19 protein-coding genes, 1 other RNA gene and 1 pseudogene are annotated in these 20,440 nt (G+C 37.9%); 4 read left to right on the forward strand and 17 right to left on the reverse strand.

From position 1 onward, the window contains the following. Nucleotides 1–112: 112 nt before the first annotated feature. The 7 genes from rnpB to GD441_RS00355 form a co-directional block, all read right to left on the reverse strand. Nucleotides 113–503: RNase P RNA component class B (gene rnpB, locus GD441_RS00325), an RNA gene on the reverse strand. Between the two features lie 77 nt (nucleotides 504–580). Beyond that, the gene (gene gpsB, locus GD441_RS00330) at nucleotides 581–889 is read right to left on the reverse strand and encodes a cell division regulator GpsB (RefSeq protein ID WP_153122518.1); all 309 of its coding nucleotides are present in this window, start codon (nucleotides 887–889) and stop codon (nucleotides 581–583) included. Between the two features lie 190 nt (nucleotides 890–1,079). Further along, complete coding sequence (locus GD441_RS00335; protein ID WP_153122520.1) at nucleotides 1,080–1,631, reverse strand: SLOG family protein; 552 nt, start codon at nucleotides 1,629–1,631, stop codon at nucleotides 1,080–1,082. Between the two features lie 204 nt (nucleotides 1,632–1,835). After that, the gene (locus tag GD441_RS00340; RefSeq protein ID WP_225434101.1) at nucleotides 1,836–2,300 is read right to left on the reverse strand and encodes a CotD family spore coat protein; all 465 of its coding nucleotides are present in this window, start codon (nucleotides 2,298–2,300) and stop codon (nucleotides 1,836–1,838) included. Nucleotides 2,301–2,658: 358 nt separating this feature from the next. Next, nucleotides 2,659–3,927, reverse strand: a complete 1,269-nt coding sequence (locus GD441_RS00345) for a ribonuclease H-like domain-containing protein (protein WP_153122522.1) — start codon at nucleotides 3,925–3,927, stop codon at nucleotides 2,659–2,661. Between the two features lie 15 nt (nucleotides 3,928–3,942). Continuing rightward, nucleotides 3,943–6,210 (reverse strand): DEAD/DEAH box helicase, encoded by a 2,268-nt coding sequence (locus GD441_RS00350; protein WP_153122524.1) that lies wholly within the window; start codon nucleotides 6,208–6,210, stop codon nucleotides 3,943–3,945. An 87-nt stretch (nucleotides 6,211–6,297) separates the two neighbouring features. Further along, nucleotides 6,298–7,086 carry an alpha/beta fold hydrolase gene (locus tag GD441_RS00355; RefSeq protein WP_153122526.1) on the reverse strand — a complete coding sequence of 263 codons (789 nt, stop codon included), beginning with the start codon at nucleotides 7,084–7,086 and terminating at the stop codon, nucleotides 6,298–6,300. 138 nt (nucleotides 7,087–7,224) lie between these two features. Here GD441_RS00355 and GD441_RS00360 point away from each other — a divergent pair, with 138 nt between their 5' ends. Continuing rightward, nucleotides 7,225–7,908: a Crp/Fnr family transcriptional regulator gene (locus tag GD441_RS00360; RefSeq protein ID WP_153122528.1), complete on the forward strand. Its 684-nt coding sequence runs from the start codon at nucleotides 7,225–7,227 to the stop codon at nucleotides 7,906–7,908. 66 nt (nucleotides 7,909–7,974) lie between these two features. Here GD441_RS00360 and hcp read toward each other — a convergent pair whose 3' ends face one another. Then, the gene (gene hcp / locus GD441_RS00365) at nucleotides 7,975–9,273 is read right to left on the reverse strand and encodes a hydroxylamine reductase (protein ID WP_153122530.1); all 1,299 of its coding nucleotides are present in this window, start codon (nucleotides 9,271–9,273) and stop codon (nucleotides 7,975–7,977) included. 204 nt (nucleotides 9,274–9,477) lie between these two features. Here hcp and GD441_RS00370 point away from each other — a divergent pair, with 204 nt between their 5' ends. Further along, a complete protein-coding gene (locus GD441_RS00370) occupies nucleotides 9,478–9,954 on the forward strand; it encodes an Hsp20/alpha crystallin family protein (protein ID WP_153122532.1) in 477 nt (158 codons plus the stop codon). A 113-nt stretch (nucleotides 9,955–10,067) separates the two neighbouring features. On the opposite strand, the gene GD441_RS17075 is transcribed toward GD441_RS00370, so the two are convergent. The 4 genes from GD441_RS17075 to GD441_RS00390 form a co-directional block, all read right to left on the reverse strand. Next, nucleotides 10,068–10,715, reverse strand: a complete 648-nt coding sequence (locus GD441_RS17075) for a YppG family protein (protein WP_225434102.1) — start codon at nucleotides 10,713–10,715, stop codon at nucleotides 10,068–10,070. Nucleotides 10,716–10,996: 281 nt separating this feature from the next. Further along, nucleotides 10,997–11,371 (reverse strand): YppE family protein, encoded by a 375-nt coding sequence (locus GD441_RS00380; RefSeq protein ID WP_153122534.1) that lies wholly within the window; start codon nucleotides 11,369–11,371, stop codon nucleotides 10,997–10,999. A 70-nt stretch (nucleotides 11,372–11,441) separates the two neighbouring features. Beyond that, nucleotides 11,442–11,708: a hypothetical protein gene (locus GD441_RS00385; RefSeq protein ID WP_153122536.1), complete on the reverse strand. Its 267-nt coding sequence runs from the start codon at nucleotides 11,706–11,708 to the stop codon at nucleotides 11,442–11,444. 425 nt (nucleotides 11,709–12,133) lie between these two features. Continuing rightward, entirely contained in the window at nucleotides 12,134–13,108 is a 975-nt protein-coding gene (locus GD441_RS00390) for a DUF2515 domain-containing protein (protein ID WP_153122538.1), read from the reverse strand. 130 nt (nucleotides 13,109–13,238) lie between these two features. Here GD441_RS00390 and recU point away from each other — a divergent pair, with 130 nt between their 5' ends. After that, nucleotides 13,239–13,850, forward strand: coding sequence for a Holliday junction resolvase RecU (recU, locus tag GD441_RS00395; RefSeq protein WP_153122540.1), 612 nt, complete (start codon nucleotides 13,239–13,241; stop codon nucleotides 13,848–13,850). Between the two features lie 18 nt (nucleotides 13,851–13,868). Then, the gene (locus tag GD441_RS00400; protein WP_153122542.1) at nucleotides 13,869–16,544 is read left to right on the forward strand and encodes a transglycosylase domain-containing protein; all 2,676 of its coding nucleotides are present in this window, start codon (nucleotides 13,869–13,871) and stop codon (nucleotides 16,542–16,544) included. A gap of 17 nt (nucleotides 16,545–16,561) precedes the next feature. On the opposite strand, the pseudogene GD441_RS00405 reads toward GD441_RS00400, so the two are convergent. From GD441_RS00405 to asnS, 5 genes and pseudogenes are all read right to left on the reverse strand, one after another. Then, nucleotides 16,562–16,903, reverse strand: a pseudogene (locus GD441_RS00405) (transposase); the annotation flags it as partial. Between the two features lie 12 nt (nucleotides 16,904–16,915). Next, nucleotides 16,916–17,443, reverse strand: coding sequence for a YpoC family protein (locus GD441_RS00410; protein ID WP_153122544.1), 528 nt, complete (start codon nucleotides 17,441–17,443; stop codon nucleotides 16,916–16,918). Further along, the gene (gene nth, locus GD441_RS00415) at nucleotides 17,433–18,095 is read right to left on the reverse strand and encodes an endonuclease III (protein ID WP_153122546.1); all 663 of its coding nucleotides are present in this window, start codon (nucleotides 18,093–18,095) and stop codon (nucleotides 17,433–17,435) included. Before nth ends, GD441_RS00410 begins: the two co-directional genes overlap by 11 nt. A gap of 16 nt (nucleotides 18,096–18,111) precedes the next feature. Next, nucleotides 18,112–18,810: a DnaD domain-containing protein gene (locus tag GD441_RS00420; protein ID WP_153122548.1), complete on the reverse strand. Its 699-nt coding sequence runs from the start codon at nucleotides 18,808–18,810 to the stop codon at nucleotides 18,112–18,114. Between the two features lie 182 nt (nucleotides 18,811–18,992). After that, complete coding sequence (gene asnS, locus GD441_RS00425; RefSeq protein WP_153122550.1) at nucleotides 18,993–20,285, reverse strand: asparagine--tRNA ligase; 1,293 nt, start codon at nucleotides 20,283–20,285, stop codon at nucleotides 18,993–18,995. Nucleotides 20,286–20,440 lie beyond the last annotated feature (155 nt).

A 20,440-nucleotide genomic window follows, 5' to 3' on the forward strand; every position in this document is an offset into this window, starting at 1 on the left:
TTATGCAACTATTCAAAACGCAATTCGTTATAACAATACTAATAATAATACAAAAGCCCTCCTCATAGAAGGAGAGCTATGGAAATTCTTTTTTAATTATGCATGGATAACGTTCTGTAAGCCATGTTCTGTGCCTTCGTACTTCAAACGATTCATCATCTCGTACAAAGGTGGTAATCATCTATCTACAGACCGAAGTCTGTCCTTTCCCTCGTTCATTTCCGAGGAGAAAGGTGCCCCTACCATAATTTGGGTTTCTCGCTCGTGGGGTTTACCGCGTTCCACTCTCTTCATTTCTGAAGAGACTACGTCACTGTGGCACTTTTATAGGTACTCTTGCCATATCCTATTAGGACTTAGGCAATTTCCCAGCCGTCAATCTTCACGATTGCCTTGGCTTATTGTTTCGCCAAGCACGAACACTACAAGCATCTCAGCTTGTGCGAGCATGGACTTTCCTCTACAAATAAGCATTCACTCATTTGCAGCGATTACCCGAACGTTATCTTCATAACACTGATAATTATAAATGAACCATTTAAAAAGTTCAATGGAAATTCAATACAACGATGGAAGCTCATCAATCAAACAATTTGCTTCCGAAAACATGTCTTTCCAAATTAGACAGTCTTTTTAAAATATCGTAATTTGTCGTGCCAGCCATTGCTTGTGGAGTAGGTACGTTTCTTCTAGCACTTTCTTCAAACTGTCTTTTCAAACGAAGGTTTTCTTGTCGAAGCTCTTCAATTTCCTGATGAAATGTTTCATAATCTTTAATGATTAAATCCAAAAACTGATCCACTTCTTCTTGTTTATATCCTCGCATAGCCGTTTTAAATTCTTTTTCAAGAATATCCTTTGCGGTTAAATGAATTTTATCGGATAGCATGTAGCTCACCTCAGTACTTTCAACAATTATCAAATGAGTATTATATGAGTATCATACAGTAAATAAAGGAACTCCCAATATGAGAAATTACACTTTCCTCTATTTTTTCAAAATACGCGCATTTTGTCAATTTTTCTGGTATACTTTCCTTTTATCGCCAATATTAAGTTTTCCATCGATGTGTTGAATATTAATCATTCCCAAGTTGTTCTTCTTCCACTACTTGCTGAAGATCATAGAAAGTAATTTGCCATATCGGAAAGTCTTTTTGCTCCTGAAGCTTTTTGGCTTCCTGCCAAACATATTTTGGCGTTCCTTCTTTTTCTTCATCATATAGTATTAACAAACCATCGCTCTTTTGTAAAAGAAATTGATTTTTTTGTTTCAGTTGAGAAGGGTTTTCATATGGTTTTTTTGATATAGAATCGACAAAATCGGCTCCTATCAATATGCCCTCGTAATATTCCTTATTCTCCTGACTCCAATTTTTCTCTTGTTCTAGAAAGGGAGTTAGTACAGCTAGCTTTAGTTCTGGAAAGCTCTCCTGCATTTCCTGTACAGCTTCTCCGGCCCAAAGCTCCACACCCAACTGTCCTGAAATGATTACCCATTCTAACCCCGCTTCTACTAATGGGAGCATGGATTTCTTAATGGCTCTCTTAATATATGTAACACCTTTATGATTGTTTTTGAATATCCCAAGCTCATGGGCTTTATAGCCTGTAACGAAAAGAACTTTCACTCTTCGAGACCTCCAAGACCGTTCTCATTTTATAAATAGTGCCTAACCCATCCTGCGATTGAAACTGAAATAATTATAGGGCCTATAGTCCAATAATACATTTTGATTCCACATTAACGGGCAGTATGACCCCCACTGATGGAAGTTTCACTTTATGTAGATTTTTTCAAAAAAGGAACAAGGGCTGAAATCAGCCCTTGAAAATTAACAGCAGTGCGGTGGTCTAGGTGGGCAAAAACCCGGGTGATGATGCGGGTGATATGCCGGTGATACCATTGACGGAGGTCTACACATTACATGTTGATTACAACATTTGTTCACCACAGATTGAGTGTGTGGGAAATGGTGTTGATGCTCATAAATATGCTGATTTACATTCGTTGTGTGACTAGGATGCACATGAGGTACAATATGTTTCATCACATTTGTGTTAACAAAGTTTTGTGTCGGATGCATGACAGTAGGCATGACTTGTGTAGGTGCTACTTGAGTAGGACCCATTTGTGTTGGACACATAAAAGCCGGACTTACAGCCATTGGCGCATATTGTGCTCCCATTACAGCAGGCATTGGTGCGCATTGCGCCCCCATTCCCGCCGGTACATTAGCCATTCCCGCCGGAATATTAGCCATTCCTGCTACTCCCTTTGGTTTATACATATTTTCCATCAGAGTGTCCCCTTTCCTCATAGTTTTGTATTACATTAACAGACTATGAAAGGAAAAAGGTTGCTGTACTAGTCAAATGACCTAATTTATAATAAAAAAGTATAGAATCTATCCTTCATTGCAGAGAATAAAAATGCAGTTAAACAAACTACCACGAAAAACAAAAATAAAATCGTTCTATACACCGTATTAACCCCGCTTTACATAATGAACTCACACATTTTTACATTTTACTCTTCTCTTCATTGTTCGACAATATTTTTTAAAGAATTGTTCTAATCTTTTTTTCATAATTGAATTTCTTACAAATAGAATGTGCGCGAAATATATTTCACGTAGACCATAACATTTTTATTTATTAGGGACGTATTGTTTTTCTTCTTTTTCTCTCCAATCTGCCTATTCTTACCGCAACGTCCTTTAATAATGCTTCTTTTTTCCGAGAGGGATACCCGTTATAATTCAGCAATTCTGTTTCTATTGCTCGTGAATAGCGCAAGGCTTCCTCCATATTTTTTTCATGGTGTTCACTCCATTTTGCCAGCTCTAAAAGGGATTCAATTCTCTGTTTTTCATTTCCTGAAGTACTGACTTCCTTCCACAGCTTCACGGCTTCATCCAATCGTTTTTGCCTTTTATATTCTCTGGCTAATGAACATTTTGCTGATACATTCTCTTCAACCAAATGACTATGGATGATCGTTTCATAAGCTTGGACAGCCGCATCCTTCTCCCCGATATACGACAACCATTCAGCCACCTGCAGTGAATCCTCGGTTAATTCTTTAGGATTGGACAAAATCTGCCTAGATAGATGGATATATAAGCATATAAGCGAAAGAACATCCCATTCATTATGCTTGATTACCCCAAATAATGCTTCAGGATCCTTTCTTTCTACGTAATCAAAATAAATATAAGGAGCCAAATAACCAGGAATATCTTCTGTTCGATGTACACCGAGCTTTTCCTTTTCTACGATCGAGAGCTTAACCCTTTCCAGCTTGTCCTTCCAAAGCCTGCGCGAGGCATGATATAAATCAAAATGGCCGAAAGACGGCAGCTTAGGGACATGTTCTTTAATAAGCGTATGCCGGCTTTTTACCTGAGGCCAATCGAATGCTTTTCCGTTGTAAGTGACAAGGGTATCGTATTGAACACTATTTAAAAAGCTGTAATACAACGGGACTTCATTACCAGGCTGAGGTAGAATATGCTGTTTGACCACCACTTCATTCCCATCAAAAAAGGCATACCCTAATAAAAAAATGGTTGTCCCTGCCCCTCCAGCAAGTCCAGTTGTTTCCGTGTCAAAGAAAAATAAATCTTCATGAGTTAATCCTTTACAAGATAAGGGATGGTCAATCTTACTTTCATTCCATTGTTTAACAACATCCATTAGCTGTGAAAATTGGTAGTTTCCATGCTTGTGGTCCAATCTGTATCTTGATTCCCTGATGAAACAGTAATCTCCATCAAGCTCATATATGCTTGTAGCATTTGCCTGCCATTTTTCCCAAAAAGGAATCTTTTCCTGAAACTGAGGAGTGTGAAGGTCTTCTACTCTTTTATCTAAATCCAACGAAAGGTGATTTTTCATTCTATTTAGTTTATTTTTTAAAGACATACCATTCCTCCGTAGTTATTGTGAGAGGAAACCATTTAATAGAGAGATACTATCCTTTTTAGCAGTGTTTGAGGAAGTATCTGTTCCGATACAAGACGGACATCCCGTCTCACATGGGCAGTTTTCGATTAAAGCTTTTGTCCCTCTCAAAATTTCGTCGGTGATTTCAAATACCTTCTCACTAAGCCCAATTCCCCCTGGATATCGGTCATAAATAAAAATAGTCGGACGTTCATTATGAGCAGCTTTTACCTGTGGATACACATGGATATCATGAACGTCACACATGACATATAAAGGAATCATGTAGTTTAATGCTTGACTCACTCCGATTAAACCTTGTTCTAATCGGCTTTCATCCCACTCTTTATTTTCTTTTAAAGAAAGGATGCAAGCAGAAGTATGAAGCTCTTCCTCTGGCAGTGTAATCGGTCCTGACCCAATGTTTTCATGTGTTTCAAATTTTATCTTTTTAAATAATGTAGCCAGGGCCCGTACCGACACATCGCCAAATCCTATGTGTGAGGAGTAAAGATCTTTTTCTTTATCAATTTCAAGAACCGACAATGAGACAGCTAGATTAGCATCTGTATAATAATCTACATTGACTTCACGAACGTATGCTTTTTTCTCTTCCCAATCGAGATATTCAACCTGATATTGGACTCCTTGATGAAGATAAATGGCTTCATCATGTAACAGCGTCATGGCACTAAATCGATCCATTTCTCCGATTACCTTATTATTCGGAGAATCCGTCTGATCGATAATGACAACATTCTCTTGAGAAGCAGAGCGCAAGCTAATGTTATGGGCCGGAAAGGCATCATTCATCCAATACCACTTTTCACCGTTACGGTGCAATACTCTTTCTTCTGTTAAAAACTCAAGAATGTCTTCAATTTCTAGGCTGCCAAAGCGTTCACCAGTAGAAAAAGGCAATTCATAGGCTGCACATTTAATATGATCGACAAGAATGACGAGGTTGTCTGGATTGATTCTCGCTGTTTCAGGATTTCGATTGAAAAAATAGTCGGGATTTTGAATGATATATTGATCCAAAGCATTTGAGCTGCCCACCATAATAATGACCGCTTCCCCATGTCGTCTTCCTGCGCGACCTGCCTGCTGCCACGCGCTGGCGATCGATCCAGGATACCCTGTCATAATACATACCTGAAGCTGTCCGATATCAACTCCAAGCTCCAGTGCATTCGTGCTGACTACCCCGTATATGGAGCCCTCTCTTAATCCTTTTTCAATTTCCCTCCGCTGCTTTGGAAGGTAGCCTCCTCGATAGCCACGAATGGACTTTGGACCAAGTTCTTTTGAAACCAATTCTTGAAGATAGGTTAATAAAATCTCAACCCTCACCCTGCTTCTTGCAAACACGATGGTTTGAATTCGATTTTTTAAAAACTCCATGGCAAGGTTTCTTGCCTCCAAAACTGCACTTCTTCGAATATTCAGCTGTTTATTGATGATTGGTGGATTATAAAAAATGAAATGTTTCTTGCCGCTTGGAGCACCGTTGTTTGAAATGAGTGTCATATTTTCTTCTGTGAGCTGTTCAGCCAATTCTTTCGGATTGGCAATCGTAGCCGATGTACAAATAAACACTGGATTGCTTCCATAAAAATTGCATATTCTCTTCAGCCTTCGAATGACGTTGGCCGTGTGGCTTCCAAAAACCCCGCGATAAATGTGCAACTCATCGATGACAACATATTTTAGGTTTTCAAATAATGAAACCCATTTTGTGTGATGGGGAAGGATGCCTGAATGCAGCATATCCGGGTTCGTAATGACAATATGACCGGCTTTCCGAATTCTTTGACGGATGTTAGATGGAGTATCTCCATCATATGTATAGCTGTTAATGTTTACATCCATTTCGGTAATTATTTCATGAAGTTCACTTTTTTGGTCATAGCTTAAAGCCTTCGTTGGAAATATATATAGCGCTCTTGAATGAGAGTCTTCCAAAATAGATTGGATGACCGGAAGATTGTAGCATAGTGTTTTTCCAGAGGCAGTTGGCGTAACAGCTACGAAACTTTTTTTATTCATTGCTGCTTCGAAAGCAGAAGCTTGATGTGTGTATAATTCTTGTATTCCGCGCTTCCTTAATGCATTGGTGATTCTTTCATCCATGTTTTCTGGAAAAGGAACCGTTTTTGCAGGCCGTTCTTCAATCGTATGCCAATGGACAATTCGGTCTTTATGATTTTCACTATGTTTTAGTTCATCGATTAATTCAAGAAGGTCTTTTCTTAACTTCAATTCTTTCACCTCATTTATTCTATTTTAGCGAATAAATGTTCGCAAAAAAAGAGGAAGGATTGAATTTCCTCCCTCTCTGGGGTTTCTTCATTGATGACTTTGAATAAAACGATGGATGATTTCAGCAGCTTGATTAGGCTCTTCTAGCATTCCCATATGACCTGAATGCTCCAAAATAGTAGTGGTCACATGAGAAGCAGTAACAGATAATGTTCTTTCAACAGAAATGACCTTATCATTTCTTCCTGCAATTAACAGTACAGGAGTGTGGCTATTTTTTACTACGGAATGGCGGTCAGGTCGATTTCGCATAGCTTTTAAAGCGTAAATAGCCCCAGCTGGAGATGTTTCATAACCGATTTTCTTTATGTTTTCTACAACATTTGGATGCCGCTCTAAAAATTCATCTGAGAATAGCTTTGGTATTAACCCATCAATAAACGAAGCCATACCTTCCTTTTCGATGGTTTCAATTGCTTTATTTCTTCCATGCTTTGCCTCATCGCTATCTGGGTATGCTGTCGAATGAAACAATGAATAACTGGCGAGTTTTGATGGAAACAGTTCAGCAAAGGCAAGTGCAACGTATCCTCCCATCGAATGTCCAATTAAATGGATGGAGCTTATCGATTTTTGTTCTAGAAAATCATTGACGTCTTTAGCTAAATCCTCTATTTCAAATGAAGCTTCACCTGCTTCAGAGTCACCGTGTCCCCTTAGATCAATGGCAAGGACCTTAAAATTTTTGGATAACAGTGGAATAAGCTCCTTCCAATAATCCTTGCTTCCACAAAAGCCATGAAGAAGCACAATCGTCTCTCCCTGGCCTTCTTCTATGTAAGCAAGTTGAACGTTTCCTACTGACTGTTTTTTCATGTCTTTACCTCCAAAATTTTTTACTATTAGTCATTCCCTTTCTCTATTCTACTAAACTTTGGGAATAAGGAGAAATCATTCAAATAGCTTCATACAACAGATATAATAGAAATAATGAGTTTATTGTAGGAGGTTTTTATGGAGAAATTCTTTGCTCTGAAAAATGCTTCTCTATTTAATGAGTTGTCATCAAGCGAACTGAAATTGATCGAGAATATTTCGATTTCCAAGAATTTTAAAAAAGGGGAGCATATATTTTTTCAAGGCGATCCACTGGTGAATGTATACTTTATTCAAGAAGGATTGGTAAAAGTATACCGTAACGATGCAAACGGACGTGAACAGATTGTTTCGATCTTATCAAAGGATGAGCTTTTTCCCCATATCGGTTTCTTTCGGGACGGAACATATCCAGCATTCGCACAAGCTATAGAGCAAACAAAAATGATCAGGATTCCCAAAAATCGTTTTGAAGAAATTTTGATCGCAAATCCAGAGCTATGCGTAAAGCTATTTAAAGTGCTTGGTGAAAAAATTATCGATCTTCAAACTCGACTTGAAGCGCAAATTTTGAATAATACATATGAGCAAATCATCAAGCTTCTCATTCGATTGGGAGAATCTCATGGAAAGAATATGAAAGATGGAAAGGTATATCTTGATGTAAATGTAACAAATCAAGACTTAGCTAAAATGATCGGAACCTCTCGTGAAAGCATAAGCCGGACCTTCAGCAAGCTAAAAAAACAAAAACTATTATTTGAAGAGAAGTCGGGCTACTCCTTTTATCCGGAGGGATTATTAAAAGAACTCCTTCAATAAAATAAGGAGGATGGCTGTAAATCCATCCTCCTTATTTTTCTATATAAAAAACCCCTAATGTGTTGACTATTTTGCTGAAAGAGATAGCATCGCTTGCATATCTTCTTGGGCATTGCCGATCAGTTTTAAACGAAATGTTTCCTGAAGGACTTTCAAAACCCCTTCTGAAATGAATTCAGGTGGTTTAGGTCCAATGCGGATATCCTGAATACCTAGGCTAAACAAACCAAGTAAAATGGCTACGGCTTTTTGTTCAAACCAAGAAAGTACAATGCTTACAGGCAATTCATTGACTGAGCATCCAAAAGCTTCAGCTAGTGCGCCGGCAATCTTAATGGTCGATACGGAGTTGTTACATTGCCCAAGGTCAATATATCGTGGAATATTAGTACCTGGCACAACTCCATAATCTACGTCATTGAAACGGAATTTCCCACAAGAGGTCGTCAAAATTACGGTTTCCAGCGGCAAAGATGTCGCTAGCTCACGGTAATATTCCCCACCTTTACCTGGTGCGTCACAACCTGCGATCACAAAGAAGCGTTTAATTTTCCCCTCTTTGACTGCTTCAATTACCTCTGGAGCAATTCCTAATACCGTGTTGTGGTGGAAGCCAGTTAAAAGCTTTTCATCGCTTTCGATATTTGCTTCAGGTAGCTCCAATGCTTTTTCGATAAGTGGAGTAAAATCATCGTTTACAATTTTCGTGACACCCTCAAGTCCAGCTACCTCATAGGAGAAGAATCGGTCCGCATAAGTCCCTTTAATTGGCATTACGCAGTTTGTTGTAGCCAAAATGGCGCCTGGGAATTTCTCGAATAATCTTCTTTGATCATACCATGCTTTTCCAATATTCCCTTTTAAATGAGGATACTTTTTCAAAGCAGGGTATCCGTGTGCAGGCAACATTTCAGAATGAGTATAAATGTTAACACCCTTACCTTCTGTTTGTTTTAAAAGCTCTTCTAAGGCAAATAAATTATGCCCTGTAACAACTATGCATTTACCTTCAATTTTGTTTTGGGTAACTTGAATAGGCTCCGGAATTCCCAACCTTTCTGTATGGGCTTTGTCTAAGAGCTCCATTACCTTAATGGCGGCAGTTCCTACTTTCATAGCCATGTCAATATGCTCTTGAACGTTGAAATTAGAGTTTGTAAGGGTCATATACAGCGCTTCGTGTGTAACCTTATCTACAAATGGATCGGTATACCCAAGCTGTTGGGCGTGTGTTCTGTAAGCTGCAATCCCTTTTAAAGCAAATACAATAGTGTCCTGCAGACTGGCAATCGTTTCATCTTTTCCGCAAACTCCCATGATCCTACAACCGCCTGTTGGCGTTTGCTCACATTGATGGCAAAACATCTTCATTTCCCCTCTCAATCTTTCTCGGTTTCATTTTATGATCCAAAATACGCCAGCATTGTGATTTGAATCACATCAACAAAGAGTTCAAAATTTGTACATATTTACTTTGTATAGCATACTTTTAAAATCACAATTCTAGGGTAAACGCATAGGATAATTACGAAGGGCTACTGCCTATCGTGAAAGGAAGGAGAGATCATCATGTCGCAAAAGGAAGATGAAAATAAATGGTTGACTAAAAGTGGAAAACAAGACCTCTTTACGGATTGGATTAGTGCAATGGATCGGTTATTTTCAGAAAAGCCGCTTAATGGCATTCTTCAATCGATGGATGAATTTTTTTCAAATGCAAGCTTTTCAAAATCTATTCCGATTGAACTTGATGAAAACCAGTATCATTATATTGTCAGAGCAAAATTACCCGGAATAAAAAGACAGCAAATTGATCTGGAGCTTCATAACCAATCATTATTGATTACCGTTCAAAATGAGGAAACCATAGCGACTGAAAACAATCAAAACCATAGTCAATACAAAAATTATACCTACAATAAGATTTCGCGAAGCATTACTTTTGCAAAACCAATCGATTCTTCTAAAATAAAAGCCAATCATCAGGATGGTCTTTTAGAAATTGTAGTACCGAAAATCAAAGGAAAGCCTATAAATATTGAATAATCGATAAAGGCTGGCTCATTTTATGTGCCAGCCTTTCTGTTTATTTTATATTTCTATTACTTTAGAAAGATATCTACTTTTTTCCTTTTCTTTGATACAAGCAGCCTTAAAGCCTAGGTCTTAAATATGCTACCTAGACTTTTGACCATTCCCGAAACTTGATTAAGGGTTCCCATCATTTGCCCTGCAGTATTCATCATTTTATTAATATCTATTGATCCATCCTGTGTTTTAAATTGATTCATGACAGATTGAAAACCCGAAGCCTGAGGTTTTTGCATAAAGCTTTGCTTTGGATAAGGATTCGGAAAAGATATTCCTGAATAATTCACATTTTCCGGAGGTTGAAGCGGATTATCAAACCAACTCTTTTGCTGCTGAACGGGTTGGAAAGGCGAAACCGGTAAAGGAAATGGCAGGTTTTGTGGCAAACCTTGGTACGGATTTGGTTTGTGTGGAACTTGAAACGGAATTTGTGGCATTTGTGCTGCGTTCATTGGCATCGGATTTGGTACAGGAATTTGAGAATATGGATTCGATGAATAAGGCTGAATCGCATTCTGATAAGCTTCCATCCCTTGAAAACCACCATTTTCATTTCCCGTAGTCATCATCTGTCCCTGAAGATTTTGAGGCATTGAATAATGGTTCATATACGGATTTCCCATCATTACCTGAGCAGGATTGATGTGACCAACTACAGATTCTTGAGGGGACCAGTTTCGCATTTCAGGCTGAAAAAAAGGATGATAGGAATTCATAATTACCCTTCTTTCTCAATCGTGATATTCGCTGATAGTACTATATGATTTTTTACCCAAAATGGTGAATCGATAGACTTTACGAAAAAGCAATTTGTAAACCAATATCCTTTTAAAATAAAAATAGGCATCTCTTTTTTGAGATTAGCCTATTAAAAACTTTTATATTAAACGAATGTTTATTTGATTTATGTGAAAACTCTCTTGATTTTTGTGACTATAACTTCAAAACAAATCATTGTAATCGAGCAGTTCGTACACGTTTCTCGTGAAAGAATGATTTAATTACCATGCACACAGTCCGAAACATGTTTTAAAATATTTTTTAATTGGAAATCAACCGATTGGTAATGGCTTTTGAAACGGTTGTAGCTCGTTTTTGGATAAAACGCTTGAACCGCTATCATATTTAAATTTTCGACGGTTTGTATACACTGAATAAGATGGATATAGCGGGGATTTTCTTTTTTTATCCAATTTCCCATTAGCTCAAGCCATTTTTCACTAGTACCTTGCACTTCATCTGCAAATGGCTTTACTTGTTGATAAAAATCTGGTTCTTTATCATTTCTTCTTGTCTCTTCAAAGATTTCATTACATCTATTATTTAAACGAATCAGATCATTTGTCGCTGATCTTACATTTTCATAATCCATTTTATACACCTGCTATCTTCATATATGATGGTCTTAGTATATAAAATGTAAAAGTTGCTGTAAAATATCTTTAATGTAAAGCAACAGTTGCTTTAAGTGAACCGCATGCTTTCATATAACGCAATTTTTGAGCTTGATCCTGGATGGATTCCGCTTTTTCGGTCAGCTTTTCATAAAGATTATGGATCACTTCAAGTTCTGCCATTTCTTTATTCTCTATCATTTCACATTCCTGCTTCACTGTGAGTGAGATATTTTCCTCTAACGCATCTAATTGTTCATTCAATTGATCGATCATCGCTAATATTTCTGATTTGCTGATTATTTCAGTTTTCATAAATAAGCCTCCTTTAATACGTTTCTCCATCTAGTGAAAACACGGTATCTTGATTGTATTGTAGGTATAATTCTGTACTTTTTTTCTGACACCTTCCCCATTGACAAAACTAGAAGAGAATCGTCAAAGAAAGTGTTTTTTTGCGATGAATACATGTTTTTTCGACAGAGCTAGTCGAATGAAAAGGATTTTATTGCAAAAGCTACATATAGGAGGTGTCTATGATGACAAAAAATAAACAAAACGACAAGCAAAACAAAAAGAATGGCGCAGAAACGAAGGCTGCGTACGGCAACCCTAAATTAACAGGCCCTGATCGCCCTTCCACTTAGAAAAGCTAAAAAGCGCCCGACTAGCTCTACTAATAGGAACAATAAGGACCGGTTCAAAGCGTGCAAAACTGGCCGCTTTGAAACCGGTCCTGTTCATTCATACATGTCTTTGACAAAGTAGTTTTCAACCGCTAAGAGTGCTTGTAGCTGTTTTTGTTTCTTCTGATACCATTGAGACAGTAAGATCGGTTCTCTCATTTTAGGCTCTCTAAACCATTTATTTTTAATGCTAGTTGATTGATCCCATTTGTTAGGTATACTGATTTGGTGGGTAATAATGGGGTACGTACAGCGTAACATGGGGGTATCTTTCATTTTTTTATTTGCAAAGTACTGTTCATAATCATATCTTGAGCCAGTAGGCTCTGTGTTTTGGGCAAAATCATAAAATGCCGGGAAAAGTTCAGGGGTAAATAATATTTCAGACAGTCTCTTCCCGAGTTCAATCCGAACATCTACCTTTCTGAAATTTGAGACTGAGGACCCGAACAATTGCCCTTTTCTTGTAGGAAACAAGACGGAGCTGAAGTGCATAAAATCCTGAAAATTGAAAACAAGGGATCGAAAAACCTTTCTATTATAAAAGGTATTCTCTATAACTGGTCGCTGAATGACATGCTGTTCATTAATGATTAATGAGATGATTAATCTTTTTTCATCTCTTTTTTTCCAGAATCTCATCCATTCACCTATGATAAAAGATGAAATATTTAAATATTTCGCAAGGTGAAACAAAGGCTTGCCTGAAATCGTCGAATAATGATAGAGCAAAAGCTGGGGATACGCATCGGAAAAAATAAGCCAATTTGCTCTTTCATAGGTTAAAAACAAAGTTCTTCTAAAGCTTTTGGATAATACTTTTGGATACCAATAGCCTTCAAGATCGCACATATTGTACCCTGCGTTTCTAGATACCATGCCGGCTAAAAATGCCCATTTTATTTCAGGGTACGTTCCAAAATATTTTTCGTATGCTTTAGTTCTTGATATATTATCCTTATTCCCTTTTTCCGTCGATTTTTTGATTGCAATTAACAAAGCTTCTTCATTTTTTTGAAGAATGGCCATATCATCACCCGATGTTCGAATTCCTGTAAAAATAATCTAACATTCCTATGGTTCATCGTTTTGAAAAGTTTTATACTACATTTTCGACGCTTTTCTGATAAGATATATGAGTGGTGAAGGAGGTATGAATTTGATTATTAACTACCCGAATGGAAGAAAATTTGTTTCAAACACTACACCTTCATCTGAAAAACAAACAAAAAAAATCAGCTATTCAAATCGGGGGATGACCTTTGAGGAGGATCTAAACGAAACGAACCAATATTATTTGACACATGGTCTCGCGGTTATACACAAAAAGCCGACACCTGTTCAAATTGTTGATGTCCATTATCCAAAGAGAAGCGCAGCCGTCATTAAGGAAGCTTATTTTAAGCAAGCTTCAACAACGGATTATAATGGTGTTTATAAAGGTAAATATTTAGACTTTGAAGCAAAGGAAACACAAAATTCCACATCATTTCCTTTGAAAAATTTTCATGAGCATCAAATTGAGCATATGAAAAATGTGTTGAACCACAATGGAATTGCTTTTGTTCTGCTTAGGTTTTCTAAAGAGGACGAAATTTACCTCATGAGAGCAGCCGATTTAATCACCTTTTGGAATCGAATGCTTTCTGGTGGGAGAAAATCAATTACAAAGGAAGAAATTAAATCTCTTTGTATATCCATTCCAATCGGTTTTCAACCGAGAATTGATTATTTAAAGGCTGTTGATCAGCTAATAGAGGAAAGTTTATAACGAAAGGCAGGTTCATCTATGTCTGAGAATTATAAAACGAGAACAGAAAAAAGAAGATTAAGTCAGGCTAAAAAAACAAGCAAGAAAAAGCCTAAAGGACTTTTCAAAAAATTATTATTAACCTTACTTGTTATTTGTATAATTGGCATGGTTAGTGGAGCTGCTACTTTTGCTTATTTTATAAGCACTGCTCCAAAAATTGATGAAGGTGCATTAAAAGACCCATTGTCCACAGTAGTAAAAGACCGTAATGGAGATGTGGTAGTTGAGCTTGGAAAAGAAAATCGAGAATTTGTTCCGTTTGAAGAAATTCCAAAGGTTGTCGAAGAGGCATTTTTAGCAACTGAGGATGTCCGCTTTTATAAGCACCACGGTGTGGACGTTTTTCGACTTGGTAGTGCTGTTGTGGCTAACTTTACGCAAGGTTTTGGTTCTCAAGGGGCTAGTACGATTACTCAGCAGCTTGTAAAACGCTCTTTCTTGACCCCTGAAAAAACGTTAAAAAGAAAAGTACAAGAATTATGGCTTGCTTTTCAAATCGAACAGCGATTTACAAAAGAAGAAATTTTTGAAATGTATGTGAACAAAATATACTTTTCAGAAGGTGCATATGGTGTAGCTACTGCAGCAAAGGTTTACTTTGGAAAGGACCTGCAAGAATTAGAGCTACATGAAGCAGCCTTGCTTGCAGGACTTCCACAAAGCCCGAACAACTATAATCCATTTGAACATCCTGATAAAGCAAAGAAAAGAAGAGATATCGTCCTTATGCTTATGAATAAGCATGGCTTTATCAGCAAGGAGGATATGAAGGCAGCTCAAGCGATTCCTGTACAATCAACACTTGTGTCTGAAGAAAAGAGAGAAAAAGATACGAAGCCTTATGATGCATTTATTGACCAAGTGATTGACGAAGTAGAACAGCTTGGTGACTATAATATTTTTACAGACGGGCTGGAAGTTCATACAACTTTAGATCCAGAAGCTCAGGAATATGTATATAATCTTTTAAACACAGAAGAAATGATTCATTATCCAGACGATGAAATGCAGGCCGGTATTACGGTACTAGACACGAAAACTGGTGAGATTTTAGCAATTGGAGGCGGAAGAAACCAAAAGGTTAAGCGCGGTTTCAACTTTGCCACTGATTTAAAACGCCAGCCAGGTTCGACAATCAAGCCGATTCTCGATTATGGTCCGGCCATCGAATATTTAAAATGGTCCACTTACGAGCAAATTGTCGATGAACCTTACACGTATTCAGATGGTACAAAGATTAATAACTATAACAAAAAGCATTACGGACAAATATCTGCCCGTGAAGCGCTAGGGCGTTCATTAAATATCCCTGCCCTTAAGGCCTTCCATGCTGTAGGGCTTGAAAAATCCAGAGAATTTGGTTTAAGACTTGGTATGCCATTAAAAGAACATATGGTTGAGGCGAATGCAATTGGCGGTGGAGAAAGAATTTCTCCGTTACAACTCGCAGGAGCGTATAGCGCATTCGGAAATAATGGCATTTATATAAAACCACATGCTGTAACCAAAATTGTCTTGCGAGATAAAAATACGGAAATCAAAACAAAGCCTGAGCCAGAAGTTGCTATGAAGGATTATACAGCCTTTATGATTACAGATATGCTGAAAAGCGTTCTTAAGGAAGGCTATGGAACAGGCCGGGCTGCAAATATCAGTCAATTACCTGTCGCCGGAAAAACGGGTACAACCAACTATACAGAAGAATATAGGCAAAAGCATGATATTCCAAAAGGAGCAACGAAGGATGCATGGTTTGCCGGTTATACAACAAACTTCACAATCGGCATCTGGACTGGATATGCCGATGAGAAAAACTATTTAGATTCCGAATCTGATGATATCGCAAAGAAATTGTTTAAAAACTTAATGTCTCATTTGTCTGAGGATGTAGTAACAAAGGATTTCAAAAAACCTTCAAGCGTTGTAAAGGTAGGCATTGAAAAAGGAACCAACCCTCCAAAACTTGCTAGTGAATTTACTCCTGAAAGTGAAATTGTGTATGAATATTTTGTGAAGGGTACTGAGCCTACCCAAGTCTCTAAAAAATATGATAAGCTTGAGGCACCAAAAAATGTAAGAGCTACTTATGATGAAAAGACGAACGAAATTCTCCTTGAATGGGATTATCCAGAAATGGAGGATAAAAAGCCTATTTTTGAAGTAAAAGTGAGCCTGGATGAAGGACCAGAGCAAGTCTTATCTGTAACAGAAGATAAAGCTCTAAAGCTCCAAAATCCAGTTGGTGGGGGCATCTACAAGTTCTCAATCACCGCATCCTTAGATGACCAAAAGAGTGAGCCAGCTACAACCAGCATCCAAATCCCTGATCCAATGGCAGATAATGAGGATCAGATAGAGGAAGATGAAAGCAATGGTCAAGGTGATGAGATTGATGAAGGTGTTGGAAATGGTGAAGGTGAGGATGTAGATGATGGTGAAGACGTTCCAGACGATTTAAACATCCCAGGTACTACCCCGCCCGGAAACGAAAATGATGGTACTGGTAAGACTCCAAGAAACGGAAAAACTCAAGGAACGGAAATTCACGGCGGTACCAGAAACGAAGGTAACAACATAAATGGAAACGTGAGCGTACAACCAAATCAAAATCTACACAAAAACACCACCATTTCCAGTGAAAATAATCAATAATAGCACAAAGGGGTTGTCTAAAAAGTCCCTAAAATGAAGCAAGTGGAGAAAAACGATCCGTTTTTCTCCACTTGCTTTTGTGTTATTTGGATTTTTCTTTGAAAGTGCTGGCGGATGCCTGCTACTTTCAGTATGTTGTGGGCTAATGCCAAAATCCCAAACTCAATATACAGCTTGTCGAGACCCCGCAAAGAAAATCTGCGAAACGACCGATTGGCCTTGATGTGACAGAACACACTTTCTACTTCGACTTTGCGCCGAGCGTAGATTGCGGCTTTCTCTTCACATTCAAGGGCTGTTTTTGCCTTCGCTTTCTTTTCTTCGAAGACGGTATTCCAGTGAACTTGACGATTTCCCTTTGCTTTCGTACACTACTTCCGCTTTTTTAAGGCTTGTTGTTTATAATAGATTTTCTTAAGCTCTTCCATTAATTCATTAAGCTGAATAAATGAGTGATACAGATTTGGTCTTGTCATAATAAAATTCATCCGCTCTTGCCAATTTACCGGTTTATAGGTAAAAGATTCAGAAACAGATTCCCAGTCTTTAAGTTCAACTGGTTGTTGGTTTTGCCAAAACATAGCGCATAAGCATTGTGCAATTCCTTGCACCATCAGCTCTTTTGATTGATCTTTTTTACGTTCTGAAAAGAATCCTTCCAATCGGCTTTTTATTACTTCCCATTCTTTAAAGATCCTAGGAATTATTTCATCTTGAAGCCATGGCCTGTAAGCATCAATATTTGAATAAAATAATAATTCGTATGGAAATTTACTGTACTGGACCTCATCGTTCCAATCATGATAGCGAGAAGCATTAAGCTCCACAGTGGTATTCTGTCCATAAAACAATAGATTTTCCATATTTTCTGGTATGGTAATAGACACTTTATTCTCCATGCTTCCTTTTTCCTTTTAACCTCTTTTTTCCCTCACGACAAAGATGCTGTAAGGGGCAAACTTCACATTGAGGATTTTGCGCTTTACAATGATAGCGTCCAAAAAAGATCATTCTGTGATGAGTGATTGACCACTCCTCTTTCGGAACCTTTTGCATAAGGGTCTTTTCTACCTCTAAAACGCTATCTTTCCATTTGCATATACCAAGCCTTTTTGAAACTCGTTCAACGTGGGTATCGACAGCAATAGCAGGAACACCAAACGCTACTGAAACAACAACATTTGCCGTCTTTCGACCGACACCCGGAAGCTTCATTAGTTCATCGCGATCGCTTGGCACTTCCCCGTTGTATTTTTCAATCAACATGGCGCATAGCTTCTGAATGTTCTTCGCCTTATTTCGATATAACCCAATTGAACGAATATCTTCCTGTAATTCTTCTAACGGCACTCTTAAATAATCTTCCGGCGTTTTATACTTTTGAAAAAGATTTTTCGTTACCTTATTAACAAGTGCATCTGTGCATTGGGCAGACAAAGCTACCGCAATGACTAACTCAAACGGATTTGAATGATTCAATTCACAATGTGCATCTGGAAACATTTTTGCCATCTCGTCAAGACAATAACGGATCTGTGCTTTGTTTAACATCATTTTCCCTCTATTTTTAGTTTTCTAGCCAATTGTAAAAAGGAAACTCCTTCTGTTCTGGTTGTTCCATCCATTTTCGTTCCCTTTTTTGATAGGCTCTAAATTTTTGAGCATACTCCTTGGCCTGTGCTTCGGTTTTAATTCCGTTTTTCTTCCATTCAAAAAGGATGCGATCAATATAACGGAAGTTTAACTTTCCTGATATGACAGCTTCCCGTAAAGCAGATTTTATTAGAGCGGGGTTGTCATGCTCGTCCATCCACATCCCAAGCGTTTCACATTCAAAAGGCGAAAGCGGTCGTCCGAATTCTTTTTCAAAAATTGAATAAAGGCTTTCTTCTTCCTTTTCTATATTTTTTGCTTCTGTTGCTTTTTGAAGAGCTAAAAAGTGAGTAACCATTTTTTCCTGCATCGGAAGTAACGAATATTTTTCAGTAAGTATGGAGTTCTCACTCATTTCTTCAATAATCTCGATATACCCCTTTTGAATAAGTTTTCTAAGTAAATTAAGACAATCCAAGGAGGATAGGGTCATTACTTCGGATATTTCATCAGGGGTCGGAAAATCATTTCCTTTATTTTGAAAATGATGCAGATGGATTAGGAGCATCATTTCTTGCTCGGTTAACCCCATTTTGGCATAGTGCTCCAAAAGAAAAGAAGGAATCGAAATGTTTCCTTCTTGTAGCCAAGCTAACAAATGTTTTATTGTCATAAAAAGACACCTCTTACATAAAAGTATAGCATGAAAATGGGTTGAAAACGAAACCAAAAGAGGCAAAAAGATTTTACAGTAGAGGAAAAAAACAAGGATGACGCATTAGTCATCCTTGTTCATTATAAAATCATGCTCTCATTTTTTTTCAATTAGATTGTTGAATCAGCTCGTGCTACTGATTAAGGATACAATCTGTTTAACAGACGTGGGAATGGAATGGTTTCACGAACATGTTCTACTCCGCTAATCCAAGCAACAGTTCTTTCAAGTCCCAATCCAAAACCGGAATGTGGAACAGAACCGTATTGACGTAATTCTAAATACCACTTATAAGCGTTCAAATCCAAATTGTGAGCTTCAATGTTCTGTTTTAAAAGCTCGTAATCATGAATACGCTCTGAGCCACCGATAATTTCTCCGTAGCCTTCAGGTGCAATTAAATCAGCACATAAAACGACTTCCTCACGTTCAGGGTCTGGCTGCATGTAAAATGGCTTTATCGTTTTTGGATAATGTGTAATAAATACAGGCTTATCAAAGCTTTCCGCAATGGCTGTCTCATGAGGTGCACCAAAGTCATCGCCCCATTGGATATCATCAAAGCCTTTTTCATGCAACAGTTTGATCGCTTCGTCATACGTAATTCGTGGGAAAGGAGCTTTAATGTTTTCCAGCTTAGATGTATCTCGTCCAAGTGTGTTCAATTCGAGCTTGCAATTTTTCAATACAGATTGAACGATATAGGATACATAGTTTTCTTGAACGATTAAGTTATCTTCGAATTGATAGAATGCCATTTCTGGCTCGATCATCCAAAATTCAATTAAATGGCGACGAGTCTTCGATTTCTCAGCTCGGAATGTCGGTCCGAAGGAGAATACTTTTCCAAGTGCCATTGCAGCAGCTTCCATATAAAGCTGTCCACTTTGAGAAAGATAAGCATCCTCATCGAAATATTTCGTTGCAAAAAGCTCTGTCGTTCCTTCAGGTGCACTGCCCGTTAGAATCGGCGGATCAACTTTTACGAAGCCTTCGTTGTTGAAAAATTCATATGTTGCCCGGATAATTTCATTCCGAATTTTCATCACAGCATGCTGACGCTTTGATCGAAGCCATAAATGACGATGATCCATTAGGAAATCTGTTCCGTGCTCTTTCGGTGTGATTGGATAATCAACAGACTCATGGATGATTTCGATGTTAGAGACAGCTAATTCATAACCGAACGGAGATCTTTCATCCTCTCTCACTGTACCTGTCACATAAAGTGAAGATTCTTGCGTGATGGATTTTGCTTTTGCAAAAACAGCTTCATCTACTTCGGCTTTTACGACAACCCCTTGAATAAAGCCTGTTCCATCACGAAGTTGTAGGAAAGCAATCTTCCCACTAGAGCGTTTATTGGATAACCAGCAGCCGATTGTTACTTGCTGGCCAACATATTTATGTACTTCTGCAATTGTTGTTTTCAACGTTACATTCCCTCCAAAAAAAATACAAGCTAATACCTCTTATATTATACATATGGGTAATCATTCAAGCAATGTGATCAAAAATGGCAAACATTCGTTTTAGTAAACCAATTTGCTCTATAAAAGCAACAAACTTTACGAAAACAGCCGATTCC

The organism is Peribacillus tepidiphilus, assembly GCF_009466385.1.
In the GTDB taxonomy this organism is placed as follows: domain Bacteria; phylum Bacillota; class Bacilli; order Bacillales; family DSM-1321; genus Bacillus_BN; species Bacillus_BN tepidiphilus.

Excerpts from the sequence above, each read along its gene's own strand:
- gpsB (WP_153122518.1), bottom strand. The coding sequence starts at position 889 with ATGCTATCCGATAAAATTCATTTAACCGCAAAGGATATTCTTGAAAAA.
- GD441_RS00340 (WP_225434101.1), bottom strand. The coding sequence starts at position 2,300 with ATGGAAAATATGTATAAACCAAAGGGAGTAGCAGGAATGGCTAATATT.
- GD441_RS00345 (WP_153122522.1), bottom strand. The coding sequence starts at position 3,927 with ATGTCTTTAAAAAATAAACTAAATAGAATGAAAAATCACCTTTCGTTG.
- GD441_RS00355 (WP_153122526.1), bottom strand. The coding sequence starts at position 7,086 with ATGAAAAAACAGTCAGTAGGAAACGTTCAACTTGCTTACATAGAAGAA.
- GD441_RS00360 (WP_153122528.1), top strand. The coding sequence starts at position 7,225 with ATGGAGAAATTCTTTGCTCTGAAAAATGCTTCTCTATTTAATGAGTTG.
- hcp (WP_153122530.1), bottom strand. The coding sequence starts at position 9,273 with ATGTTTTGCCATCAATGTGAGCAAACGCCAACAGGCGGTTGTAGGATC.
- GD441_RS00370 (WP_153122532.1), top strand. The coding sequence starts at position 9,478 with ATGTCGCAAAAGGAAGATGAAAATAAATGGTTGACTAAAAGTGGAAAA.
- GD441_RS17075 (WP_225434102.1), bottom strand. The coding sequence starts at position 10,715 with ATGAATTCCTATCATCCTTTTTTTCAGCCTGAAATGCGAAACTGGTCC.
- GD441_RS00380 (WP_153122534.1), bottom strand. The coding sequence starts at position 11,371 with ATGGATTATGAAAATGTAAGATCAGCGACAAATGATCTGATTCGTTTA.
- GD441_RS00385 (WP_153122536.1), bottom strand. The coding sequence starts at position 11,708 with ATGAAAACTGAAATAATCAGCAAATCAGAAATATTAGCGATGATCGAT.
- GD441_RS00390 (WP_153122538.1), bottom strand. The coding sequence starts at position 13,108 with ATGGCCATTCTTCAAAAAAATGAAGAAGCTTTGTTAATTGCAATCAAA.
- GD441_RS00400 (WP_153122542.1), top strand. The coding sequence starts at position 13,869 with ATGTCTGAGAATTATAAAACGAGAACAGAAAAAAGAAGATTAAGTCAG.
- GD441_RS00410 (WP_153122544.1), bottom strand. The coding sequence starts at position 17,443 with ATGGAGAATAAAGTGTCTATTACCATACCAGAAAATATGGAAAATCTA.
- nth (WP_153122546.1), bottom strand. The coding sequence starts at position 18,095 with ATGTTAAACAAAGCACAGATCCGTTATTGTCTTGACGAGATGGCAAAA.
- GD441_RS00420 (WP_153122548.1), bottom strand. The coding sequence starts at position 18,810 with ATGACAATAAAACATTTGTTAGCTTGGCTACAAGAAGGAAACATTTCG.